This window comes from Antarctobacter jejuensis (assembly GCF_052266595.1).
In the GTDB taxonomy this organism is placed as follows: Bacteria; Pseudomonadota; Alphaproteobacteria; order Rhodobacterales; family Rhodobacteraceae; genus Antarctobacter; species Antarctobacter jejuensis.
Genome location: NZ_JBQQXJ010000003.1, coordinates 20,923 through 45,011 on the forward strand (window position 1 = coordinate 20,923; position 24,089 = coordinate 45,011).

A 24,089-nucleotide genomic window follows, 5' to 3' on the forward strand; every position below is an offset into this window, starting at 1 on the left:
CCATGCTGGACAACCTTTCCACCAACCAGCGCGCGGCGATCCTGTCCGTCGTGATGCTGGTGGTTGGCCTCCTGATCTGGGAGGCCGCCATCCCGGCCCAGAAAGCCGCCGAGGAACTGACCGAATATGAACGCCTGACCGGGGGCGGCGCGCCCAAGGCCGGTGTGCCGCCGCCCAGCCAGGTACTGGCCAAGGCGTGGGAGCAATTGTCGAACCCGTTCTACGACGCGGGCCCCAACGACAAGGGCATTGGCATTCAGATCGGCTACAGCATCTATCGGGTGCTGACGGGCTATTTCCTTGCGGCGCTGATCGCCATCCCGCTGGGGTTCCTGATCGGCATGAGTCAGGTCGCCTACAAGGCGTTCAACCCGTTTATCCAGGTTCTGCGGCCGATCTCTCCGCTGGCGTGGATGCCTTTGGCGCTGTTCATCATCCAGGACTCAGAGGCGAGCGCGATCTTCGTGATCTTCATCTGTTCGATCTGGCCGATGCTGATCAACACGGCCTTCGGGGTGGCGGGCGTCCGGAAGGATTGGGTCAACGTGGCGCGCACGCATGAACTGGGCCCCCTCAAGACTGCCTTTACCGTGATCCTGCCCGCCGCGGCGCCGACGATCATCACGGGCATGCGCATCTCCATCGGGATCGCCTGGCTGGTCATCGTGGCGGCAGAAATGCTCGTGGGCGGGACCGGCATCGGCTACTACGTCTGGAACGAGTGGAACAACCTCGACCTGACCTCCGTCATCTTTTCGATCCTCATGATCGGCGTCGTCGGCATGCTGCTGGATTCCGCCTTTGGCGTTCTGCAGCGCTCTGTCGCCTACGCGGAATAAGGAGCAGCACAATGTCCAAACCGTTTCTCAGCATCGAGCGTCTGACTCAGACCTTTCCGGACGGGCAGGGGGGTAAGCTGACGGTCTTCGAAGAGGCGTCATTCGGCATCGAGAAGGGAGAGTTCGTCTGCATCCTTGGCCATTCCGGCTGTGGCAAGTCGACGATCATGAACATCCTCGCCGGGCTGGCAGAACCCACCTCCGGCGTGGTCAAGATGGATGGCTACGCGGTTTCCGGCCCCTCGCTGGACCGGGGGGTGGTGTTCCAGAACTACTCTCTGTTGCCGTGGCTGTCGGCGCTGAAAAACGTGACCTTCGGCGTCAAGGCGCGCTATCCCGGCTGGTCACGCGCCAAGGTCGAGGAGCACGCCCGCGCCTACCTGGCCAAGGTCGGGTTGGACGGGGATGTGGTACACCGAAAGCCATCGCAACTGTCGGGCGGGATGCGTCAACGGGTGTCCATCGCGCGGGCCTTTGCCAACCAGCCCAAGCTGTTATTGCTGGACGAACCCTTTGGCGCTCTGGATGCGCTGACACGGGGCACCATTCAGGATGAGCTGCTGAAGGTCTGGGGCGATACGGAACAGACGGTGTTCATGATCACCCATGACATCGACGAGGCGATCCTGCTGGCCGACCGTATACTGCTGATGACCAATGGCCCCTTTGCCCGCGTCGCGGAATCTGTCGAGATCACCATCCCACGGCCACGCAACCGGACCGAGATCGTCGAGCATCCGAACTATTACGCCATCCGCAACCACCTGGTGCATTTCCTTGGTCAACGCTCGAAAGAACTGGCCGGGCAGCAGGCTGATGGCATGGCGCAGTCGCCGGAAACCGTGCGCATCGACAAGACCGCGCCGGAAGCGCCGCAGGCAGAGCCGGAACCCGAGGCCGAGCCGCGGCTGCGCGCGGTGAATGACTGAGGGACGCGGCCATGACCGAAGAGACCCCACGCGCGCCCCTGCCGCCCTTCGCATATGAGGATGCGGTGCAGAAGGTGCGCATGGCCGAAAACGCGTGGAACACCCGCGACCCCGACAAGGTTGCGATGGCTTACACGTCGGACACGCGCTGGCGCAACCGGTCCGAGTTCCTGAATGGCCGGGACGAGGTGCGCGCCTTTCTGGCCCGCAAATGGGCCAGCGAGAACGGCTATCGCCTGATCAAGGAAATCTGGGCCCATGACGCCAATCGGATCGCCGTGCGCTTTTGCTACGAATGGCACGACGAAAACGGCCAGTGGTTCCGTGCCCACGGCAACGAGAACTGGGAGTTCGACGATCTTGGCTACATGGCGGTGCGCCATGCCTCGATCAACGATGTGCCCATCGCGGAGGCGGACCGCAAGTTCCGCTGGCCGCAGGGGCCGCGGCCTGACGATCACCCCGGGCTGACAGAGCTCGGGCTGTAACCCCCTAAGGATAGAGACCCCACGAGAGGAGGAAACAAGCAATGAAAGACACATTTGAGGTGCCGACCATGATGACCAAGGAAGACGTGACCATGATGATCCTATCGGCCAAGAAACAGGCCGGGATGACATGGGAGGGAATCGCCGAAAAGATCGACATGTCGCCGGTCTGGACCCATTCGGCCTGCATGGGCATGAACGGCTTTCCAAAGGACAAGGCAGAGGCGCTGGTGTCGGTGATGGGGCTGCCGCAAGAGGCGGTTTCGGTTCTCGAAGAGCCGCCGACCAAGGTTTGGGAACAATCGGTGCCGACCGACCCCTGCGTCTATCGTTTCTACGAGATCGTCGGCGTCTACGGCCCGACGCTGAAGGCGCTGATTGAGGAAAAGTTCGGCACCGGCATCATGTCGGCCATCGATTTCGACATGTCCGTAACCCGCGTGCCGCATGAAAAGGGCGACCGGGTCAAGGTCGAGATGTCAGGCAAGTACCTGTCCTATAACGCCTGGTGATCCGGCACGGGCCGTACCGGATGCAGGCATCCGGTGGGCTCGGTTGATTGGCTTTGGCCCCGGTCCGATCAATCGGGCCGGGGTCGGTTGTTTTTTTGGGGGGCATCGGTTGTCCGGCTTTGGCCGCGGCTCGGCGGGGAAAGGCCGATGCGCCTGAATTTGAGGCGGAATTGCCATCCGTTTTCTGCGGTTCTGGATTTCCGGCGTCCGAAATCCCGGCTAATTCAGGCGTATGGATATCGTTCTCGTCACCACGGTCATTGCCTCCCTGTTCCTTGTCATCGCGGGGGCGGAACCGCTCGCCGCGCGTTTGCGGGTGCCTTACAGCGTGATCCTTGCCGTGCTGGGCATCCTGATCGGTGTCGGCGCGATCTGGTTTCTCCGGACGGATTTGACCGATGCCCTGAACCCGGTGGCCGAGGCGATCCTGGGCCTGCCGATCCGGTCCAATATCTTTCTCTACGTCTTCCTGCCAACCCTGCTGTTCCAGGCCACTCTGGGGATGAATCTGCGGCGGATGCTGGATGACTGGGTGCCGATCCTCGTGCTGGCGGTGGTGGCGGTTGTCGTCGCCACCTTAAGCGTTGGCTATGCGCTGTCATGGGCCAGTGCGCTGCCGCTGGCGGCTTGCCTGCTGATCGGTGCCATCGTATCGACCACCGATCCCTCGGCCGTGGTAAGCATCTTCCGGTCCATTTCCGCCCCGCGGCGTCTGGCCCGGATCATCGAGGGTGAGAGCCTGCTGAACGACGCCGCGGCCATTGCGCTATTCGGCTTGTTCATGGGCTTCGTCATGCTGGGCGTTCCCGATCCCAGCCTGCAGGACGCGCTGGCCCGGTTCCCGCTGCTGATCGCGGGGGGCGCGGTTGTCGGTTGGCTGGCGGCGCAGGTAGCGGTGCGCATCATGGCACTGTTCAGCCAGCATGAACTGGCGCAGATCTCGATCTCCGTGGCTCTGCCATACTTGGCCTATATCGGGGCGGAACAGAGCATCGGCGCCTCCGGCGTGATCGCCGTGGTGGCCGCTGGCCTGACGATGAACCTTGCCGGGCCCGGGCGTCTGCCGCCGCAGGCCTGGGCCAACCTGCGTGACCTGTGGGACGTGCTGGCGCATTGGGCCGGGGCGTTGATCTTTATCCTTGCAGCCCTGCTGATCCCGCGCCTTCTGGAGGAAGCCCGGGCCGAGGATTTCATGCTGGTCGGGGTGGTCATCCTGGCCGCCTTTGCCGCGCGGTCGGTCATCCTGTTCGGGCTGTTGCCGCTGCTGACCCTGCTGGGGTTCTCTCCGGCGGTGGAACGCCCTTACCGCGTGGCCATCCTGTGGGGCGGTCTGCGGGGGGCGGTCACGCTGGCGCTGGCCCTTGCGGTGACCGAAAGCTTCCGCGTGCCGGATGACATTCAGCGTGTCGTGGGCATCCTGGCCACCGGGTTCACGCTGTTCACGTTGATGGTGCAGGGGACGACCCTTCGCTTGGTTATCGGCAAGCTGGGGCTGGACCGGCTGTCGCCCATCGATGAGGCGCTGTCGCGGCAGGTGGTCGCCGTGGCGCTGCAGACCGTGCGCGAGGACGTGTCGCGCATGACCGAGAATTATGAGCTGAACCACGAGACCGTGCGTTCCGAGGCCAAACGCTTTGGCGAGCGTCTGGAACTGGCCGTGAAGACGGCGGAGGAGAGTGCGGATATCCTCGACCGGGACCGTATCACGCTGGGCCTGATTGCGCTGGCCGGCCATGAACGAGACACCATCCTCGCGCGGATGCGGGAACGGACGATTTCGGCCCGGATGGCGGAACAGGTGCTGTCCGACGCCGACCGGCTGATCGAAGGCGCGCGCACCGGCGGCCGCAGCGGCTATCAGCGCGCGGCGCGGGGCACCGTGGCCTTTGGATCAAGGTTCCGGGCCGCCGTGATCCTGCACAACCGGTTGCGGTTGTCGTTTCCGCTGGCCCGGTTGACGGCGGACCGGTTCGAGCTGCTCTTGTCGCAGCGGCTGATCCTGCGGGATCTGGGCGGCTTCATCGACGGTCGCATCCGCCGGATTCACGGTCGCCGCGTGGCCGATCTGCTGCACGAGCTGCTGTCACGCCGGATCGAGGCGGTGGAGACCGCGCTGGAGAGTCTGCAGCTGCAGTATCCGGGCTATGCGGAAAAGCTGGAGCGCCGCTTTATTCGCCGTACCGCGCTGCGTCTGGAGGAACGGGAATACACCGCCATGCGCGAGGACGGGCTGGTGGGAGCCGAGGTTTACACCGCGCTGATGCAGGACATCGGCCAGCGTCGCGCCACCGCGGAAACGCGTCCGCGTCTCGATATCGCTTTGCGACGGGTGGAATTGGTTCGGCAGTTCCCCCTGTTCGCGGATCTTGAGGATGCCGTGCTGAAACGGCTGGCCCGGGCGCTGAAGGCGCGCCATGCCGACCCGGGCGAAATCCTGCTGCGTAAGGACAGCGCCCCCAGAAGCGTGTTCTTCATCGCCTCCGGTGCCGTGGAGTTGGAAAGCGCTGGTCAGACATGGCGTCTGGGGCGGGGCGATATGTTCGGCCAGATGGCGATCCTTTCGAAAAAGGCGCGCCGCGCCGAGGTCCGGGCTATTGCGCCGTCGGCCCTGTTGGAACTGGATCAGGACCGTTTCCGCCGACTCCTGAAACGTAGCGGGTCGCTGCGGAAGGCGGTCCGGGCCAGCGCCGAGATGCGTGGGATCGACCCGCAGGACCTGTTCCCGGAGGAGACGGTGACAGCTTGAAGAGCGGTTGAAACTGCAACGCGCGGGTGGTCTACCGCGCAATCCAAACACATTGTTCCCATTCTGAATGACAGGCGGCAGTGTGGTGCCATGCAAGTTGGAAAGGCGCTTCAATGTCCCAAGAGGCTGCAAAAGACGGCAACGCGATGATGATGGCTGTCGTCACCACAGGCAATGGCGGCTACGACAAACTCGTCTATCGCGCGGTCCCCGTGCCTGTTCCCAGTCCGGGTGAGGTTCTGATCCGCGTGCATGCGGCGGGCGTCAACAACACCGAAATCAACACGCGTATTGGATGGTATTCATCCAGCGTGACAACCGACACCAACGCAGCGTCTCAGGCGCAAGAAACCGATGCCGAACAGAAATCCGATGGCGGGTGGAGCGCGGCAACGCCCTTTCCCCTCATTCAGGGCACGGATTGTTGTGGCGTGGTCGTTGGGTCCGCGGACGAAGCGGGCGCTTCGCTGGTCGGAAAACGGGTTCTGGTCCGCGCCTGCATGCGGCCGAACGGGTTTGACGACATGGAAAACATCTGGATGGCCTCGGATTTCGACGGAGCCTTTGCGCAGTATGTGAAAGTACCGGCGAGCGAGGTATTTGCCGTGGAGTGCGATTGGTCGGATGCCGAACTGGCGACGATTCCCTGCGCCTATGGCACCTCGGAAAACATGTTGCACCGCGCCGGTGTGAAATCGGGCGATCTTGTGCTTGTGGCGGGTGCCTCTGGCGGCGTGGGATCGGCCACCGTCCAACTGGCCAAGCGCCGCGGCGCGCGCGTGGCGGCGATCACCAGCGCGGGCAAAGCCGACTTGCTGCGCGATCTGGGCGCCGATGTCATTATCACGCGCGGGGCAGACTTGGTGGGCGAACTGGGCGAGTCCACGGTTGATGTGGTGGTCGACAACGTGGCGGGCGATGGATTTCCGCAGATGCTGAAGGTGCTGAAGCGCGGCGGGCGGTTCGTGTCCTCAGGTGCGATTGCCGGTCCCATCGTCAGTCTGGACATGCGGGATATGTACCTCAAGGACATCACCCTGATCGGCTGCACCGCTTGGGATGAGCCGGTCTTTCCCAACCTGATCTCCTACATCGAAAGCGGCGAAATTCGCCCGTTGCTGGCAAAGACCTACCCTCTGGAACAGATCGCCGAGGCGCAGCAAGAATTTCTGAAGAAAGCCCATGTGGGAAATTTCGTGCTGGTGCCGCCGGGGCTCGACGGCGCGCAAATCTGACTTGGGTCCGGGGCTGCCTCTGGCGGACAGCGCGATTCGGCACGGCCAAGGCTGCGCATACCGACAAGCGACCCCGTACCCTGTCCGGACACGGCTATTCCGCAGATTTTGCCGATAACAACTTCGCCTTGTAGGTTTCAAGACGGGCGTTGGCATTGCTGTCGACCAGCATGATTGCGCCCATAAAGACAATGGTGGTGATCAGGCTGGCCCGCCAGATCGGGCTTTGAAACACGATGATCAATGCAGCAGATGCGATCACGATCAGCGGCATGACCCAGAAAACGGCGACCTTGTATTGGGCCATGATGCCTTCGACGCGCGCAATCTCGGCAGCGACAAAAACCTTGGCATCGCTGGTGAAAGCCGCCTCAAGCCCTGCGAGGCTTTTTGGCTGCCGTAGACCAGACCGCCGCCGAGGATCAGCAACAAGCCCCCCGCCACCAAGGTGGGGATCACGTAGGCTTTGGCCATATCTGTCTTGCCCATGTGCCAAAACCCGAAGCTGGCCACCAGAAATGCGGCTCCGAAAAGGATGAAAAACGATGAGGAAAACACTTCGGCCTTCGCCCAGTCGGTCGCTGTCTTGAGAATGTCCATGTTGTTGTCCGGCGCTTGGGATTTCACAATTGGCCCGGCCTGAACCCGGATCAGGTCGGGCCGGGTATGCGTCACAGGGCAAGCGGCATGAGTCGTTTTGGCCGCTTGTGCCATTTGGTTGACGGGATCGGTTTCCGGTCAGACCGACCAGTTGAACCCCGTCGCTTTCTCGGAGACATCCCACAATTTGACCATGACAGGTTTGTCATAGGCATGAGGGTTCAGCGTTCCACGACCGACCGGTCCGACGAATTGCATGCGGCCGGTGGGGCCATAGAGCGCCCGCTGTTCCAGCCCATCTTCGGTGGCGCACATGACCTCTGGATAGGCGCCCTTTTCGGCGGTCTGCACCATCGGTGTCTTGGTCATGAGCCAAAAGAGAAACTTCGAGAGGCGGCCGCCACTGGTGGCGATCAGAGAGGTTGCCGAGGAGCCGGGGTGGCAGACATAAACCTCGACATTCCTGCCCGCCTCTTTGACCCTGTCCTGAAGTTCATAGGCGAACATCATCTGCGCCAGTTTGGATTGGCTGTAGACCGCGTTGGCGCTGTAGTTCTTGTCCCAGTTCATATCGTCGAACTGGATCGTCTTGATCCCCATGTTGTAACCGAGGCTGGCCACCACCACGATCCGGCCTTGCGACTCCTCGATGCGGTCGAACAGCATCCCGCTCAGCACGAAGTGCCCGTAATGGTTGGTGCCAAGCTGGCTTTCAAAGCCATCGACGGTCAGCTTCTGCGTCGGAACCTGTGCGATGGCGGCGTTGCAGATCAGTGCGTCGATGCGCGGAACGGTCTTCAGCACCTCTGTCGCCGCATCACGCACGCTGGCCAGATCTGAGAGGTCCATGCGGACAAAGCTTACGTCCGCTTGCGCGCCGACTGTGTCTTTCAGGTCCTTGATGGCGGCGGTCGACTTCTCTGCGCTGCGGTTCAGCATCACCACCTTTGCACCCTTGGTCAGAAGGATGCGTGCGGCCTGAAAGCCCGCGCCCGCATTGGCGCCTGTGATGACAAAGGTCTTGCCCGCGAGCGAGCCGAGGCGTTCAGGGGTCCAGCCTTTGGGACCAAAGAGGGTGTCTGTCATGGGTCTATCCTTTCAACCACGGCGCAGCGCCGTGCGGCATGGGGGGCTCTGTTGATCGGGTAGATATCTCTCACCGGGTGGACAGAATAGATGAGATCATCGCGATTACTTGCCTGATTGTATCAATGCGGTTGTTATGGTGCGTTTTCTGACATTATCTCACCCGCATGAGCAAACAGCAGATCAGACAAATCATCGAACGCCGCCTGCATGAGGACGGCATGACGGGCACGGGTATCAAGGGGGTTCAGCTGTTCCGCGCCACATCCGCGGTTCCCTGTGCGCCGGCGGTCTATGAGCCCTGCGTGATTGCCATTGTCAGCGGCGGCAAGGAAACCGTGCTGGATGGGGAGCACTACGTCTATGACAGCAGTAAATACTTGTGCTGCCCGATGTCGATGCCGGTAAAGGCGGGAACACCCGCCGCGTCGCCGGAAAACCCGCTCTACGGCGTCTATATCGCGCTCGACCAGCGCCTGATGACCGAACTGACCATGGAGATGGACGCCGCCGGAAGCAGCATGCCCGCCACAAAGGGCAGTGCACGCGGCATACGGCTGGCCCGCTGGGATGAGACGTTTCTGGATGCGCTGCTGCGGCTGGTGCGGCTGGGCGAAAGCCCGATGGACGCGGCTGTCCTTGGCGACGCAAGGCTGCGCGAGCTGTATTATGCTATCCTGAAAGGGGACGCGGGGCTGTTTGCCCGGCAGGCCTTTGGCCCCGGCAATGCCATCGCGCGTTCCATCGCGCATGTGTCCTCCAGACTGGATGAAACGGTCTCGATCGACGAAATGGCAACCCGCGCGGGCATGAGCCGGGCGGTGTTTCATCGCAAGTTCAAACAGGCGACGACGATGTCTCCTATCCAGTTCGTCAAGTCGATGCGCCTGAACAACGCCGCGATGAAGATCGCCGGTGGCATGACCGTGAATGAGGCGGCCACAGACGTGGGCTACGTGAGCGCCTCGCAATTCAGCCGCGAGTTCAAGCGCATGTACGGGCAATCCCCCAGGCAATGGAGCGATGCTCATCAGCTTTCTGCGGGTCTGGCCTGACGGTTGGCGGACGTCCAAGGGGCTGAAGTAGTTTCAACGTCCACCTTGCAGAACGCCCTTTTTTTGGCGCGAAAGTTCGCGAGAGGGCGTCGAGGAAATCAGGCGGGCCGGTGGTATTTTGGCTTGCTGCTTCGCCGACCGCAAAGACGAAACTTCTTTCAAATTCGTTAAAGACCTTCGGCCTCTTTGATGCGTGTGTGCTGAAGGGCAACGGGCATCGCCAACGCGCCCTTGGGCGGGACTATAAACAACCAGACGGAACAGGCGTTTGCAGCCGATGCCGCCGCTCATGTTCGAGATCGGACGACATCAGCCAGTGGCGGGAAGGCTGTCGGTTGGCTTGGCGCTTCCTCATCTCCGCACAGAGCCGATCTGGGGTGGTTCCGGGCCGGGGGCGTCGTGCCTGTGATGCATCGGGACACCAAAACCCAAGGCTCTGAGCGGACCGGGACCGCGAATTTCTTCGCCCAAAGCATGTGCGACAGCGCGCCGTTTCCCGGTTTTGCGCAGAAAAATGTTGACTCATTCAAACAGGGTTTACATGCTGTATATCAATACACTTGTGCCGATATATGAAACAATAGGGAAAGTCGATGAACAAGATCCTGGCTACAAGCGCGATCATCGCAGCGTCGGTAATGGCGCCGCAGATCGCGGTCGCGGAAAGTGCGACCGTCAAACAAATCGAGGAGCGGGGCACGCTGCTGTGTTCCGGTCACAACGGCAGCTATTTCGGCTTTGTCGAGGTGAACGACAACAATGAGTGGAAGGGCCTGGACATCGACCTGTGTCGTGCCCTGACCACCGCCATTCTTGGCGACCCGGACAAGAACCAGATCGTGCCGCTCAGCTGGGCGCAGCGGTTTCCGGCGTTGCAGTCCGGCGATGTGGATGTGATCATCAAGGCCACCGGCTGGACCATGGGGCGTGACACCGAATTGGGCCTACAGTTCAGCCTGCCGTATTTCTTTGGCGGCACGCAGTTCATGGCGCATGGCGATCTGGGGATCACCGATGCCACGGGGCTCGAAGGGGGCACCATCTGCGTGGAGGCGGGCACAACGATTGAGCGCCTGGCCGCCAACTATCTGCAGACCATCGGTGTCGAACACGACATGGTGTCTTATGAAAGCGCGGCCGAACTGCGCTCGGCCTATCTGGCAAACCGCTGTGACGCCTTCGCCGGTTGGGGGCCAAACCTTGCCGTGTTGCGCGCGACCGAGATCGATGACCCTGACGCGCATGTGATCCTGAGCGATCAACTGTCCAGCGAACCGATCTCTGCCGCCATGCGTCAGGGCGACGAAAGCTTTGTCGACGTGGTGAACTGGATGCTGGCGGCGCTGCTGATCGCCGAGGAAGAGGGCATCACCTCCGAGAACGTCGAGGACATGGCAGCGAACCCGGCCAACCCGCGTGTCGCCCGCCTGCTGGGCGTCGAGCCGGGCATGGGCGAGCGCCTTGGCATGCGCGACACCTGGGCCCGCGAGATGATCGCAGCGGTCGGCAACTTTGCCGAGATCTACGATCGCAACCTTGGCAAGAACAGCCCTTACAATTTGGATCGCGGCCTCAACAATCTGTGGAGCCATGGCGGCGTCCTATACGCGCCTATTCTGGATTGATGACCTAGACACGGCGGGCCGTCCCCAGACCGGGGGTGGCCCGTTTTCCGACAGGACGCAGGGGGCCTAGCATGGAAACGGCAGAGCGACTGCGCGCCAGGGTCAGACGGCGCAAACTGATCGTTCAAGCGGCGATCATTGTCATCACGGTATTGGCGGTCTGGGGAGGCGTGTCGAACGCCCAGTTCAACCTGACGCGCCTGAACATGACCAGCGGCTTTTCATTTCTTGAGCGGGGAACAGGCTGGGATTACTCGTTTTCCCTGATCGAACGGTCGATCAATGATCCCTATTCCTACACCCTGTTCATCGGACTTCTGAACACGCTGTTCGTGGGTTTTACCTGTATCGTCACCACGACCATCCTGGGGTTCGTGGTAGGGACAATGCGTGATGCACGTCACCCGGCGCTGAATTTCGCGGCGAATGTCTATGTGCAGATCTTTCGTAACATCCCCCTGATCCTTCAGGCGGTGTTTCTCTATGCGCTGCTGATCCACATGGGTGGACCGCGTCAGGCGATCAGCTTTGGCGACCTCGCCTATCTGTCCGGGCGCGGTTTGATGCTGCCGGGTCTGAATGTCAGCCCGGCTGTTGCTGTCGCCATGTTGGCAGCATCGGTTGCCCTTGCGATTGGGCTGATCCTTGCCAAGACGACGCTCTGGCGCGGGCTGGCGATCTGGGTCTTTGGCTGCCTTGCCGCCGTTCTGGTGGCTGCGGTGCTGTTCCGGCCGGAGGGTGAAAGCCTGTTCTCGGTTCCTGAATTGCAGGGGTTGCGGTTTCGCGGCGGGATTTCCGTGCCGATCGAATTGTTCGCGCTGATCACCTCCATCACGCTGTACGGCGGTGCCTACATCGCAGAGATCGTGCGGGGCGGTCTGGCGCAGGTGCCGCGTGGTTTGGTCGAGGCGGGGCAGGCGCTGGGCCTGACGCGGGCGGCCATCTGGTCGCGGATCAAGGTGCCGATGGCGCTGCGCAGCATCATTCCGCCGCTTGGCAATCAGTGGATCTTCATGATGAAGGCGACGACCATCGGCATCGCCATCGGGTTCAGTGACCTGTTCTATATCACCGTCAATTCGATCAGCCAGTCTGGCCAGACGCTGGAACTGATCCTGCTGCTGATGCTGACCTTCCTGGCGATCAACTATTCGATCGCGATTTTCACCAACTGGCTGAACGCGCGCCTGAAACTGAAGGAGCATTGACGATGGCTGTGACGGACATCACGGCGCCGCGGACGTTTGAAATCGCGCCACCCAGCCGGCTACGGATCGCCCGGGCGAAGTTCCTAAAATATGGGTTCGGGTCGCCACTTTCGGCGGCGGTCTCGGTGGTTGTCTTTGCCATGCTGGCCTATGCCGCATGGCGCTTTTTAGACTGGGCAGTGGTGCGCGCGGTCTGGTCGAAAGAGGCCGTCGATCAATGTGGACATGGCGGGGCCTGTTGGGCGGTAATCGACGCGCGTCACCGGCTGATCCTCTTCGGCACTTATCCGTTCGAGGAACACTGGCGATCGACCCTTGCAGCCATTGCCATCGTCGTCACGGTCCTGCTGTCCTGCCTGCCAGCCATGTGGCAGCCGCTGCGGCTTGCCATGCTATGGGTGGCCGGGTTCGCAACCTATTACCTGCTGATGGAGGGGAGCCTGCTGGGCCTGCGGCAGGTCACGACGGACGGCTGGGGCGGGTTGTCCCTGACCCTGTTCCTCTTCGCAGCGGTGGTTCTGTTGGGGATGCCGATGGGGTTGGGGCTGGCGCTGATGCGCCGGTCCGAAATGCCGGTGGTGAAATGGTTTGCCGTGATCATCATCGACACGATCCGGTCTTTGCCCTTGGTCACAACGCTTTTCACGGCGGCGGTCGTGGTGCCGCTGTTCCTGCCCGGCTGGCTGGAAGGGGACAAGATCTGGCGCGTGATCATCGCCTTTGCGCTGTTCTTTGCCTGCTATCAGGCCGAGGTCTTTCGCGGCGGGTTTCAGGCGATCCCCAAGGGGCAGTTCGAGGCGGGCAAGGCGCTTGGCCTTGGGTATTGGAACATCCTTGGCCGCATCGTTCTGCCGCAGGTGTTTCGCCATGCGCTGCCCAGCACGATCAACATGGTCGTGGTGACGTTCAAGGAAACGGCGATTGTCACCATCATCGGCTTCTTCGATATCCTTGCCTCGGGCAAGACGGCCTTCGGTACGGCGGATTGGGCACCCTATTACATCGAGGTTTACCTGTTCGTGGCGGCGATCTACTGGGTCTTCATTTTCTCGCTGGGCCAGTACGGTGAGTACCTTAAGGGCCGCATGGCGTTGTCAGAGAGGTAACGCGCGGTCCGTGCGCAAATGAAAACCCCGGACCATTCTGAGGATGGCCCGGGGTTTTTCCGTTTTCGGAATGCTCAGAGGTCAGTCAAGGATAACAAGCCCTTGGGGCGTCGTCAGCGCAAAGGAGAGACCGGTCTCACCCTTGCTGACGTCGGCAAGATGATCGACCTGCAGGGTCTTCAGGATCGCGGAGAGTTTGTCGGGATCCGGGTGCGACAGGTGCACCGTTTCGAGGCGCACGCCAAGATCCTGCTGTCCCGTGCTGGGATGCGGGCCGGGCGACCATTCGATGAAGGCGGGCAGCAGGCCACCCATGGGCAGGCTGCCATCCTTCGGCACGGTCAGCCGCCACGATCGGTCGCCGCGCGTGAACAGGACCACCTCGCCAAGATCGACGGGGCTGGCGGCGATCACCGCGTCAAGATCGTCCGTGCCGACGACCCAGCACAGCGCGCGCGGGCGTTCGGCAAGCCGTGTCTGCGTGGCCGGATCGTCCAGCGTGAACCAGCGAGTCCGGCCGGGATCGGCAGGGGCGTCGGGGTCGATTGCGATCAGTTCGAAAAAGCTCTCATTCCCGGTCTGCATGACGCAGTTATGCGTGCTCATCGCGTCGTGCTTGCCGCCGCGCGGCACGGTCACGCCCAGCTTTGCCTCCATCTCGGCGACGCCCTGTTCCAGGCTGTCTGCGCCGATGGCGAAATGGTCGATCTTGTTGTGCATGGTCTACTCCGATGCGGTGTTGAGACGGGGCAGGGCGGCGGCCAGGTCGGCCTTCAGGCTTTCGGTGTCCTCCAGCCCTATGTTGAAGCGGACAAGCTGGCCTTCTTCGCTCCATGTGCCCGCGCTCCGTTGCGGGGTGACGGGCAGGACGAGGCTTTCGTAGCCTCCCCAGCTGACCCCGATGCCGAAGTGATGCAGGCTGTCGACAAAGGCGCGGATCTGATCGTCGCTACAGGGATGAAAGATGACGCCAAACAGGCCCGCCGCGCCCGAGAAATCGCGTTGCCAGAATTCATGGCCGGGGCAGGCGGCAAAGGCCGGATGCAGGACACGCTTGACCTGCGGCTGTTCGGCGAACCATGCGGCCATCTCACGCCCAGCCTTGTCGAAATGTTCCATCCGCAGCTTGAGCGTACGCAGGCCGCGTAGGGCAAGGGCAACCTCTTGCCCGCCGGTCTTGTCACCCACGGCCATCACCGTCTTGCGGATTGTAATGGCGTGTTCTGTCGTGCTGGCGATCATGCCCATCATGCAGTCAGAATGACCGCTGAGGTATTTCGACATGGAGGCCACAACGACGTCCACGCCCAGTGTCAGGGGCTGGCAGAAGATCGGCGTCGCCCATGTCCCGTCAAGGATCGAGGGGATGCCCGCAGCGCGCGCGGCACCTGCGATGGCCGGGATGTCGGGCACTTCGAATGTGCCGGAACCCGGCGCCTCGAACATCACGGCGCAGGTTTCGTCCCGGATAAGGTCCGCGATCCCGGCACCGATCATCGGATCGAAATATGTGGTCTTTACCCCCATGCGGGAGAGGACGCCGTCACAAAAGGCCCGTGTGTTGCCATAGACATTGTCGGCCACCAGCAGGTGGCAACCCGGACGCACAAAGGTCAGCAGCGTCAGCGTGATCGCCGCAACCCCGGAGGAGGTCAGCGTGACGGAATGTGCCTGTTCCAGCTGCGTCAGCATCTGTTCAAGCTTGCAGGTCGCCGCATTGCCGTACCGGCCGTAATAAAGCGTGCCGCTGTCATACCGGGCATCGCGCGCCGCCTCAAAGGCTGCCAGGGTGTCAAAGACCATTGTCGAGCCAAGCTCGATCGGCATGTTGACATGGCGGCCTTCCGTCCGGTCGGGGCGGCCCATCTGAACCAGCCCATCGGCTATCGGGGGATCTGTGAGGGACATTCTTTGACTCGTCTGATGGATTGATTTCAAGATGACAGTCGGAAAACCGTGTGTCAATATATGGAAAATGCGTTTTGCATGTTGGCACAAAGGGTGAGCCATGAGCGAACTTCAAAAGAGACTGACGGGGAGCCATTGGGGTGTCGGGCTGGCCACTGTCGAAGGTGGCAAGGTCGTCGCGGTCGAGGGGCATCCGAGCGATCCTTCTGCCTCTCTCATCAATCAGAACATACCCGGCAGTCTGCACGGACGCGCGCGCGTCCAGCGCCCCGCCATTCGCAAAAGCTGGCTTGAGGGCACGCCGGGCGCCGTGCCGCGTGGGCAGGATGTCTTTGTGGAGGTGTCGTGGGACCGCGCTCTTGATCTGATCGCGTCAGAACTGACCCGCGTTCGGACTGTGCACGGCAATACCGGCATCTTTGCGGGCTCCTATGGCTGGTCCAGTGCAGGTCGTTTCCATCATGCACAGAGCCAGTTGAAACGCTTTCTGAACACGATCGGCGGCTTTGTCCGGTCCGAGGGTAACTACAGCTACAATGCCGCGCTCGGGCTGATGCCGCATATCGTCGGCCCTTTCCGATCGCATGTGGCGCAGGCCACCCGTTGGAGCGTGATAGCGAAGCACAGTGACCTTGTGGTGATGTTCGGCGGTATGGCTTTGCGCAACACGCAGGTCAGCGACGGTGGTGTGACCCGTCACCGGATGAGCGACAACCTTGCCGCATGCGCCAAGGCCGGCGTGTCCTTTGTGAATATCAGCCCACTCAGGACAGATGCTGAGGAGGTGCTGAACGCTGAATGGATGCCGGTTCGGCCCGGTAGCGACACGGCTTTGATGATGGGACTGGCGCACACGCTGTTGGTCGAGAACCTGTATGACTCGGCTTTCCTGAAGACCTACGCCGTAGGTTTCGACAAGGTCGAGGCCTATTTGAATGGTGCCAAAGACGGGACACCCAAGGATGCCGATTGGGCCGCAGCGCGGACACGCGTCAATGCGGATGCCATTCGCCGTCTGGCACGGCGCATGGCTGCCGGTCGAACGATGATCAGCGTGGCGGCAGGGGTGCAGCGCACGGATTTCGGCGAGCAGCCCATGTGGATGGCGATCACCCTTGCGGCGATGCTGGGCCAAATCGGCCTGCCGGGAGGCGGCTACACGGTCGGCTATGGCGTGAACGCCAATATCGGCAATATCGAACGGCTGTTTCGCTGGGGAACGCTGCCTCAGGGGCAGAACCCGGTGCAGGACTTTATCCCCGTCGCGATGATCAGCGAGATGCTTTTGAATCCGGGCGGGGCCTACCGCTATCAGGGCCGCGATATGACCTTTCCCGATGCGCGGCTTGTCTGGTGGGCCGGGGGCAACCCGTTCCACCACCATCAGGATCTGAACCGCCTGCACGCGGCGTTTCAGTGTCCCGAAACCATCATCGTGAACGAGGTCAACTGGACCGCCACCGCCCGTCATGCCGATATCGTGCTGCCGGTCGCCGCCGCGCAGGAACGGACGGATTTCGGGGCGGGCAAATCGGACGACGGGCTTGTGCCCATGCCGCAGCTTGTGCCGCCCGTGGCCGAGGCGCGGATCGAATACGACATCTACGCCGATCTTGCGGCGCGGCTTGGCGCCGCCGAGGTCTTTACCGAAGGCAAGAGCGCCGATGACTGGCTGCAGGATATATGGGAGGTCACTCGGTCACGTGCGCGCGACGCCGGGTGCGACCTGCCCGATTGGGAAACCTTCCTTGCGGGTGATGTGATCACCCTTCCCGACCCCAGCCCCGATCAGGTCTTCCTCGCGGACTATCGGGCCGATCCCGCGGCGCACAGGCTGCCGACACCAAGCGGCAAGATCGAGCTTTTCTCGCAGACCATCGCGGGGTTCGATTTGCCCGACTGCAAGGGCCACGCCGCGTGGTTCGAGCCGCGCGATAAGGCGGACGGGCAGGGCGCGCAGTATCCGCTTGCGCTGCTCTCGGGGCAGCCGAAGACCCGTTTGCACAGCCAGTTGGACAACGGGGCCTACAGTCTCAGCTACAAGATCAAGGGACGCGAGCCGGTACTGATCCATCCCGCCGACGCGTCCCGCCGGGGCATTTCTGACGGCGACGTGGTCGAGCTGTTCAATGCGCGGGGCCGCTGCCTGGCGGGGGCGCGGGTGACGCCGGACATTCAGGAGGGCTGTGTCTTTCTGTGGACCGGGGCCTGGTACGATCCGGATTTCGGCGCGCCACAGGCCCGCGATCGGCATGGCAATCCGAACGTGCTGACGCATGATCTGCGGACCTCTGCGCTGACACAAAGCCCCGCGGCGCATTCCGCATTGGTGGATGTGCGGCGCTTCGATGAGGAATTGCCCAAGGTCGAGGCGCATGAACCCCCACCTTTCGAAGCCGCGCCGTAGCTGATACCCATTTCCAAAAAGGAACACAGACACGATGAGTCCAGCCGCTGCGAAAGAACCCAAGGTCGATTCCACCCTGTCAAAGGGGTTGGCCATCCTTGAGAACCTTGCCGGGTGTCAGCAGGGCAAGGGCGTCACGGAGCTGTCCAAGGAATTGGGGCTGACCAAGTCGAACACTTTTCGGCTATTGCAGACCTTGGCGACGCTGGGATATGTGCAGCACCTGCCGGACAAGACCTATGCTGCCACGCTAAAGACTTGGCGCGTAGGCCGCGCATCGGTCGAAAACCTGAACCTGCGCGAACTGGCGGCGCCGGAACTGATGTACCTGGCGAAGGAAACCGGCGAGACGGTCTACCTAGCGGCGCGGGAAAACCTGTCGGTCGTCTATATCGACAAGATCGACAGCCAAAAGCCGATCCGGTCGTGGAACGCGGTTGGGGGAACCGCGCCGCTGCATTGTGTCGGGACGGGCAAGGCGATCCTTGCAGCCGAGTACGACAAGCTGCGAGACCAGATCGCCGGGGAACTGGTGGCGCATACGGACCGGACGATCACCGATCTTGCCGCTCTGGATGCCGATGTCAAAGCCACGCGGGAACGTGGCTTTGCCTTTGATACCGGAGAGTTCCGGGACCGCATCCTGAGTTTCGGGGCGCCGATCACCCTGCCGGGGGGAGAGGCCGTTGGGGCGCTGGGCATTTCGCTTCCGGATATCAACCTGCCGGAAGGCGGGGTGGACCGGTTCGGCGCATTGGTGTCGCACGCGGCCCGCTCTGTCTCGGCAAAGCTGAGCCGCGGCTAAGCTGGCGTCAGCCCTTTTTTTCGGGGAACTCCACCGGGCCGCCGTGTTTTTCCCAAGTTGAAAAGCCCTCTTTCAGATGCGCGGCCTCAAACCCCATGTCCTGCAGCGTGGCCGTGGTGAGGGCAGAGCGCCAGCCGGACGCGCAATGGAAGACGAATGTCTTGTCCTCCTGTCCGAAGACCTCTTTGAAATAGGGGCTGTCGGGGTCGACCCAGAATTCGATCATCCCACGCGGGGCGTGAAAGCTGCCGGGGATATAGCCGCTGCGCTGGCGTTCGCGCACGTCCCGGATATCGACGATTACCACGTTTGGGTCGTTCACCATGGCGATCAGATCCGGCGTTTCGATCTCTTTGATGCGGGCGCGGGCGTCTTTCACCATCTGGGCTGAGGAGATTTTAAGCGGCATCGTCGACTTACCTGTGTTGATATGTGGAACGTGTATTTCATATGTTGACACGTTTTGGGGTGCCATGCAAGCTTTCGGATAACGCTGGAACAGCAATTCGAATTGGAGAATCGACGCATGACCTCATCCGATGCCATTTCGCTTTGGGACGCTTCGGCCCAAGAGCCGGACTTTCATGCGCCGCTGGAAACCGGCGGCAACATCGTTGATGTGGCCGTGATCGGCGGGGGGTTCACCGGGTTATCCACGGCGCTGCACTGTGCCGAAAAAGGGCTGTCGGCCCATGTCATCGAAGCAGAGCAGATTGGCTTTGGAGGTTCGGGGCGCAACGTCGGGCTTGTGAATGCGGCGCTCTGGCTGCCGCCGCAGAAGGTGCGTGAACAGTTGGGGCAGACCTACGGGCCGCGCTTCATCAAGCGGTTCGGACAGGGGCCGGAGTATGTTTTCTCTCTGATTGAAAAGCACCAGATCCGCTGCGAGGTCACGCGCACCGGCACCATTCACGCCGCCCACGGGCCAAGCGGCCTGGTCGATCTGCAGGAGCGGCACAAGGAATGGCAGCGGTTGGGCGAACCGGTTGATCTGCTGAACCGGGACGAGGTGTCCAAACTGATCGGAACAACCCATTTTCACGGCGGACTCGTGGATCACCGCTGTGGCACGATCAACCCGATGGGCTATTGCCGCGGCCTGGCTCGCGCGGCGCTGGCTGCCGGTGCAAAGATCAGCACCGGGGTGCGCGCCACCGGGCTCAAGCGTGATGGTGAGGTCTGGACCGTCACCACCGATCAGGGGCTGGTCCGGGCGCGGGCGGTGGTGCTGGGTACCAACGCCTACACCGATACGCTTTGGCCGGATCTCAAGCGCACTTTCACGATGATCCACTACTTCCAGCTGGCAACCAAGCCGCTGGGGCCGGAAGCTGCTCACATCCTGCCGGGACGACAAGGGCTGTGGGACACCGGGCAGATCATGTTCAATATCCGCCGCGATGCCTCTAATCGGCTGCTTGTTGGCTCGATGGGCAAGGTTATCGGCACAAAGGATCGTGGATTGTCACATCGCTGGGCCAAGAAACAGATTGCGCGGATCTTCCCGACGCTGGGCCCGGTCGAATTTGATGAGGCCTGGCACGGGCAGATCGCGATGACGCCCGATCACCTGCCGCGGGTTCACGAGCTGGACACCAACCTCTTTACGTCGATTGGCTACAACGGGCGCGGCATCACCACGGGAACCATGTTCGGCGAAACCATGGCCGGATTGCTGACCGGGATGGATCGTGCGGACCTGCCCCTGCCCATGACTGATCTTTCGACTGTCTCCAGCGCGCCCTTCGTGTCGCGCATCTATCAATCCGCGTTCACTGCCAACCAAATCATGAAGGCGATCTGACCCATGGCCATTCCAGAGAACCGTGTCGGTGTCGATATCGGCGGCACCTTTACCGACGTTGCCCTTGCCCAAGCGGGTGGTTTGTCCACCTGCAAGGTCCTGACCAACTACGCGCAACCCGAACAGGCGATCCTGGACGGGATCGCCATCGCGGCGGAGAAGGCAGGGGTCGCTCTGGGCGACATAGGGCAGGTGATCCACGGCACGACCCTGGTGACAAACGCACTGATCGAACGACGCGGTGCTAAGCTGGCCTTTATAACAACCGAAGGCTTTCGTGATGTTATCGAGATGCGCTCGGAAAACCGGTTTGAGCAATATGACCTGAACCTGACCCTGCCGACGCCACTGGTCCCCCGGGAACATCGATTCACCTTGAATGAACGCATGGGTCCGAACGGAGAGGTGCTGTTGGCTCTGGACCCGTCAGAGGTGCAGCAGATGGTTCAGACCGTGCTGGATGGAGACTATGACGCCGTCGCCATCGGCCTAATGCATTCCTACGCCAACGACACGCATGAGGTCATGATGGCAGAGGCGCTGCGCGCCGCCGCGCCGGATCTGTCAGTCTCCATCTCCTCGGTCATCTCACCACAGATGCGGGAACTGCCGCGTTTCAACACGGTGATCGCCAATGCCTATGTGCAGCCGCAGGTGGCCGATTACCTTGGCCGGTTGGTGGCGCGGTTGCAGGAGGCGGGTATTTCCGCGCCGGTCTTCATGCTGCATTCCGGCGGCGGGCTGATCTCTGTCGATGTGGCCGCCGAACAGCCGGTGCGCCTGCTGGAATCCGGACCGGCAGGCGGCACGATCTTTGCCGCTGACTTTGCGCGCGGGCACGGGCTGAACAGCGTCCTGTCCTTTGACATGGGTGGCACCACCGCCAAGATCTGCCTGATCGAAGGCGCCGAACCCAAGACAGCCAACACCTTCGAGGTGGCCCGCACCTATCGCTTCAAGAAAGGGTCGGGCATGACCGTGTCGACCCCGGTGGTCGAGATGGTCGAGATCGGGGCAGGGGGCGGGTCCATCGCGTCGGTCGACAGCCTTGGCCGGATCCAGGTTGGTCCCCGGTCCGCCGCGTCGGAACCCGGTCCGGCCTGCTATGGGCGCGGCGGGACGGAGCCCACGGTCACGGATGCCAACCTGCTGCTGGGCCGGCTTGACCCCGAGAATTTCGCAGGCGGGGCCATTCCGCTCTCCCCTGACGCTTCGGACAAGGCGGTGTCGGATAAGCTGGCGGCGAAGCTGGACATGGGTGTCTCGGACGCGGCCTTTGGCGTGACGGAGATGGTCGATGAGAACATGGCCAATGCCGCGCGGGTGCACACGGTGGAGAACGGCCGCGACATCGAACATTTCACCATGATCGGTTTTGGTGGCGGCGCACCGCTGCACGCCTGCCGGCTGTGTGAAAAGCTGGGTATTCGCGAATTGATCATCCCGCCGGGGGCGGGCGTCGGTTCTGCCATCGGCTTTCTCAAGGCGCCGTTCAGCTACGAGGCCACGCGCGGCCTGTTCCAGCGGATCGAAAATTTCGATGCTGCGTCCGTCAACGCCGCCTTGACGGAACTGGAGGCCGAAGCCACGGAGTTTGTCAGCGCTGGCGCCAAGGGGGCCGCGACGACGACCCGGCTGACCGCCTTCATGCGCTATTCGGGACAGGGTTGGGAAATCCCAGTTCCGCTGCCCTACAAGACCTTTGTCGATGCGGATCGGACGCAGATCCTAGAGGCCTTCGAAGCCGCCTATCGCACCCTCTTTGGTCGGGTGATCGACGGGTTGGGCGTCGAGGTCACCAACTGGTCGCTCGTCGTCGCCTCGGTCCTGCCGGAAACGACAGCGGTTGTCCGGCACGACAGCGGCACCGCCGTCACGCCGCTGCGCACCCGGCAGTTCTATGACGCCGCACGCCGCCAGACCGTGGATGCCGCCGAGGTGGACCGCAACGACATGACCCCCGGCCGCGCGGTCGATGGTCCCGCCATCATCGTTGAGAACGAAACCACCACCATCGTCACCTCGGCCTATCGCGCCGTGGGGCAGGGCGATGGCAGCCTGCGCCTGATCCGCAAGGGAGACGTCCAATGACCACCACAGCGATTGACTATCAGATCATGTGGAACCGCCTGATTGCCGTGGTCGAGGAACAGGCCACGACCCTGATCCGTACGGCCTTTTCCACATCGGTGCGCGAGGCGGGCGACCTTTCGGCAGGGCTGTTCGACCGGCAGGGGCGGATGATGGCGCAGGCCGTCACCGGAACGCCTGGCCACGTCAATGCCATGGCCGAAAGCGTCACCCATTTCGTCCGCGAGATCGGCGCGCAGAACATTTTCGAGGGCGATGTGTTTATCACCAACGATCCGTGGCTGGGGACCGGGCACCTGCACGACATCACTGTTGTCTCGCCCAGCTTCCGGGGCAGTCAGCATATCGGCTTCTTTGCCTGCACCGCGCATGTGGTCGACATTGGCGGGCGCGGCTTTGGCCCCGACGGGAATGAGGTCTACGAAGAGGGCCTGCTGATCCCGATCATGAAGTTCGCCGAACGCGGCGAGGTTGCGCGTGACCTGATCCGGCTGGTCCGCGCAAACGTGCGCGAACCCGATCAGGTGGTCGGCGACATGTATTCGCTGGCCGCCTGCAATGAGGCCGGGGACCGCCGCCTTCAGGCGATGATGGGGGAATTCGGCATCGACGATCTGGGCGGCCTGTCCGATTTCATCATCGAAAGCAGCCGCAAGGCCACACGAGAGGCCATCGCCAAGGTGCCCGATGGAACGTTTCGCCACACGATGCAGGTCGATGGCTATGACGTGCCGGTTCAGATGGTGGTCAGGCTGGACGTCGAGGGCGATCACCTGCGCGCCGATTTCGACGGCACATCCGGCATGAGCCGCTTTGGCGTCAACGTGCCAGAGGTCTATACCCGCGCCTATGCCTGCTACGGTTTGAAGTGCGCAATCGCGCCGCAGGTGCCCAACAATACCGGGTCGCTGGAACCGTTCGAGATCACCGCGCCAGAGGGCTGCATCCTTGCGGCCAAACGCCCGGCGCCGGTGTCGGTGCGCCATGTCCTTGGGCATTTGGTTCCGGACGTGGTGTTGGGGGCGCTGCACCAGGCGCTGCCCGAAACGGTCCCGGCAGAGGGGGCAAGCGCACTGTGGAACATCCAGATTTCCGCGCGGCCCAGCGACCCGGACAGCGGCCTGCCGAACCGCGAGGTGCTGATGTTCAACTCTGGCGGCACCGGCGCGCGGCCGCAATTCGACGGGCTGTCGGCCACGGCCTTCCCCTCGGGCGTGTCCACCATGAGCGTCGAGGCCACGGAACACGTGGGCCCCATCACGATCTGGCGCAAGGATCTTCGCGCGGGATCTGGCGGCGCGGGTGCTTTGCGCGGCGGGCTGGGCCAGATCATCGAGATCGAACCGCGCGAGGGGTATGACTTCTACTTCAACGCGATGTTCGACCGGGTCGAAAATCCAGCGCGGGGTCGCGACGGCGGCGGCAGTGGCGCGCCCGGGCGGGTCGAACTTGCCGATGGCACTCCGCTCCGCAGCAAGGGCCGTCAGCAGGTGAAGAACGGACAGCGGCTGAAACTCAGTCTGCCGGGTGGCGGCGGCTATGGCGCCCCGGAGAACCGCGACCGCGCAAGCGTCGAGGCCGACCTGAAGGCCGGATTGATCACGCCGGAACAGGCGAAAACAGACTATGGATACGAAGGGTAAGA

The 24,089-nt window shown here is 62.3% G+C and carries 21 protein-coding genes; 15 read left to right on the top strand and 6 right to left on the bottom strand.

Annotation, left to right across the window (positions count from 1 at the left end; genetic code table 11):
- The first annotated feature begins 2 nt into the window (after positions 1-2).
- The 6 genes from ntrB to ACTXGA_RS05090 all read left to right on the top strand — a co-directional run bounded on the left by ntrB (position 3) and on the right by ACTXGA_RS05090 (position 6,749).
- Positions 3-839: a nitrate ABC transporter permease gene (gene ntrB / locus ACTXGA_RS05065; RefSeq protein ID WP_443392050.1), complete on the top strand. Its 837-nt coding sequence runs from the start codon at positions 3-5 to the stop codon at positions 837-839.
- 11 nt (positions 840-850) lie between these two features.
- The gene (locus ACTXGA_RS05070) at positions 851-1,768 is read left to right on the top strand and encodes an ABC transporter ATP-binding protein (RefSeq protein ID WP_443392051.1); all 918 of its coding nucleotides are present in this window, start codon (positions 851-853) and stop codon (positions 1,766-1,768) included.
- An 11-nt stretch (positions 1,769-1,779) separates the two neighbouring features.
- The gene (locus ACTXGA_RS05075) at positions 1,780-2,256 is read left to right on the top strand and encodes a nuclear transport factor 2 family protein (protein WP_443392052.1); all 477 of its coding nucleotides are present in this window, start codon (positions 1,780-1,782) and stop codon (positions 2,254-2,256) included.
- A gap of 41 nt (positions 2,257-2,297) precedes the next feature.
- Positions 2,298-2,768, top strand: coding sequence for a cyanase (gene cynS, locus ACTXGA_RS05080; RefSeq protein WP_443392053.1), 471 nt, complete (start codon positions 2,298-2,300; stop codon positions 2,766-2,768).
- Between the two features lie 232 nt (positions 2,769-3,000).
- Positions 3,001-5,514, top strand: a complete 2,514-nt coding sequence (locus ACTXGA_RS05085) for a cation:proton antiporter (protein ID WP_443392054.1) — start codon at positions 3,001-3,003, stop codon at positions 5,512-5,514.
- 113 nt (positions 5,515-5,627) lie between these two features.
- The gene (locus tag ACTXGA_RS05090; RefSeq protein ID WP_443392055.1) at positions 5,628-6,749 is read left to right on the top strand and encodes an alcohol dehydrogenase family protein; all 1,122 of its coding nucleotides are present in this window, start codon (positions 5,628-5,630) and stop codon (positions 6,747-6,749) included.
- 94 nt (positions 6,750-6,843) lie between these two features.
- On the opposite strand, the gene ACTXGA_RS05095 is transcribed toward ACTXGA_RS05090, so the two are convergent.
- The 3 genes from ACTXGA_RS05095 to ACTXGA_RS05105 form a co-directional block, all read right to left on the bottom strand.
- Positions 6,844-7,056, bottom strand: a complete 213-nt coding sequence (locus ACTXGA_RS05095; protein WP_443392056.1) for a hypothetical protein — start codon at positions 7,054-7,056, stop codon at positions 6,844-6,846.
- Positions 7,014-7,349 carry a hypothetical protein gene (locus ACTXGA_RS05100; protein ID WP_443392057.1) on the bottom strand — a complete coding sequence of 112 codons (336 nt, stop codon included), beginning with the start codon at positions 7,347-7,349 and terminating at the stop codon, positions 7,014-7,016. The genes ACTXGA_RS05095 and ACTXGA_RS05100 overlap by 43 nt, the downstream gene beginning before the upstream one ends.
- A 138-nt stretch (positions 7,350-7,487) precedes the next feature.
- Entirely contained in the window at positions 7,488-8,435 is a 948-nt protein-coding gene (locus ACTXGA_RS05105) for an SDR family oxidoreductase (RefSeq protein WP_443392058.1), read from the bottom strand.
- Between the two features lie 221 nt (positions 8,436-8,656).
- Between ACTXGA_RS05105 and ACTXGA_RS05110 the strand changes: the two genes are divergently transcribed.
- The 4 genes from ACTXGA_RS05110 to ACTXGA_RS05125 all read left to right on the top strand — a co-directional run bounded on the left by ACTXGA_RS05110 (position 8,657) and on the right by ACTXGA_RS05125 (position 13,429).
- On the top strand, positions 8,657-9,490 hold the full coding sequence (locus ACTXGA_RS05110) for an AraC family transcriptional regulator (RefSeq protein WP_443392059.1): 834 nt from the start codon (positions 8,657-8,659) through the stop codon (positions 9,488-9,490).
- A 593-nt stretch (positions 9,491-10,083) separates the two neighbouring features.
- The gene (locus ACTXGA_RS05115) at positions 10,084-11,115 is read left to right on the top strand and encodes a transporter substrate-binding domain-containing protein (protein ID WP_443392060.1); all 1,032 of its coding nucleotides are present in this window, start codon (positions 10,084-10,086) and stop codon (positions 11,113-11,115) included.
- A gap of 71 nt (positions 11,116-11,186) precedes the next feature.
- Complete coding sequence (locus tag ACTXGA_RS05120; RefSeq protein ID WP_443392061.1) at positions 11,187-12,323, top strand: ABC transporter permease subunit; 1,137 nt, start codon at positions 11,187-11,189, stop codon at positions 12,321-12,323.
- 2 nt (positions 12,324-12,325) lie between these two features.
- A complete protein-coding gene (locus ACTXGA_RS05125; protein WP_443392062.1) occupies positions 12,326-13,429 on the top strand; it encodes an amino acid ABC transporter permease in 1,104 nt (367 codons plus the stop codon).
- 81 nt (positions 13,430-13,510) lie between these two features.
- Here the strand turns inward: ACTXGA_RS05125 and ACTXGA_RS05130 are convergent, their stop codons facing one another.
- Complete coding sequence (locus ACTXGA_RS05130; RefSeq protein WP_443392063.1) at positions 13,511-14,149, bottom strand: VOC family protein; 639 nt, start codon at positions 14,147-14,149, stop codon at positions 13,511-13,513.
- A 3-nt stretch (positions 14,150-14,152) separates the two neighbouring features.
- A complete protein-coding gene (gene metC, locus ACTXGA_RS05135) occupies positions 14,153-15,337 on the bottom strand; it encodes a cystathionine beta-lyase (RefSeq protein ID WP_443392064.1) in 1,185 nt (394 codons plus the stop codon).
- A gap of 100 nt (positions 15,338-15,437) precedes the next feature.
- Between metC and ACTXGA_RS05140 the strand changes: the two genes are divergently transcribed.
- Positions 15,438-17,744 (top strand): molybdopterin-dependent oxidoreductase, encoded by a 2,307-nt coding sequence (locus ACTXGA_RS05140; protein ID WP_443392065.1) that lies wholly within the window; start codon positions 15,438-15,440, stop codon positions 17,742-17,744.
- Positions 17,745-17,778: 34 nt separating this feature from the next.
- Positions 17,779-18,549, top strand: a complete 771-nt coding sequence (locus ACTXGA_RS05145; protein ID WP_443392066.1) for an IclR family transcriptional regulator — start codon at positions 17,779-17,781, stop codon at positions 18,547-18,549.
- Between the two features lie 7 nt (positions 18,550-18,556).
- Here the strand turns inward: ACTXGA_RS05145 and ACTXGA_RS05150 are convergent, their stop codons facing one another.
- On the bottom strand, positions 18,557-18,958 hold the full coding sequence (locus ACTXGA_RS05150) for a rhodanese-like domain-containing protein (RefSeq protein WP_443392067.1): 402 nt from the start codon (positions 18,956-18,958) through the stop codon (positions 18,557-18,559).
- Positions 18,959-19,075: 117 nt separating this feature from the next.
- Here ACTXGA_RS05150 and ACTXGA_RS05155 point away from each other — a divergent pair, with 117 nt between their 5' ends.
- From ACTXGA_RS05155 to ACTXGA_RS05165, 3 genes are read left to right on the top strand one after another with little or no spacing between them, the layout of a single operon-like run.
- Positions 19,076-20,353 carry an NAD(P)/FAD-dependent oxidoreductase gene (locus ACTXGA_RS05155; protein WP_443392068.1) on the top strand — a complete coding sequence of 426 codons (1,278 nt, stop codon included), beginning with the start codon at positions 19,076-19,078 and terminating at the stop codon, positions 20,351-20,353.
- Positions 20,354-20,356: 3 nt separating this feature from the next.
- Positions 20,357-22,444 (top strand): hydantoinase/oxoprolinase family protein, encoded by a 2,088-nt coding sequence (locus ACTXGA_RS05160; RefSeq protein ID WP_443392069.1) that lies wholly within the window; start codon positions 20,357-20,359, stop codon positions 22,442-22,444.
- Entirely contained in the window at positions 22,441-24,087 is a 1,647-nt protein-coding gene (locus tag ACTXGA_RS05165) for a hydantoinase B/oxoprolinase family protein (protein WP_443392070.1), read from the top strand. Before ACTXGA_RS05160 ends, ACTXGA_RS05165 begins: the two co-directional genes overlap by 4 nt.
- Positions 24,088-24,089 lie beyond the last annotated feature (2 nt).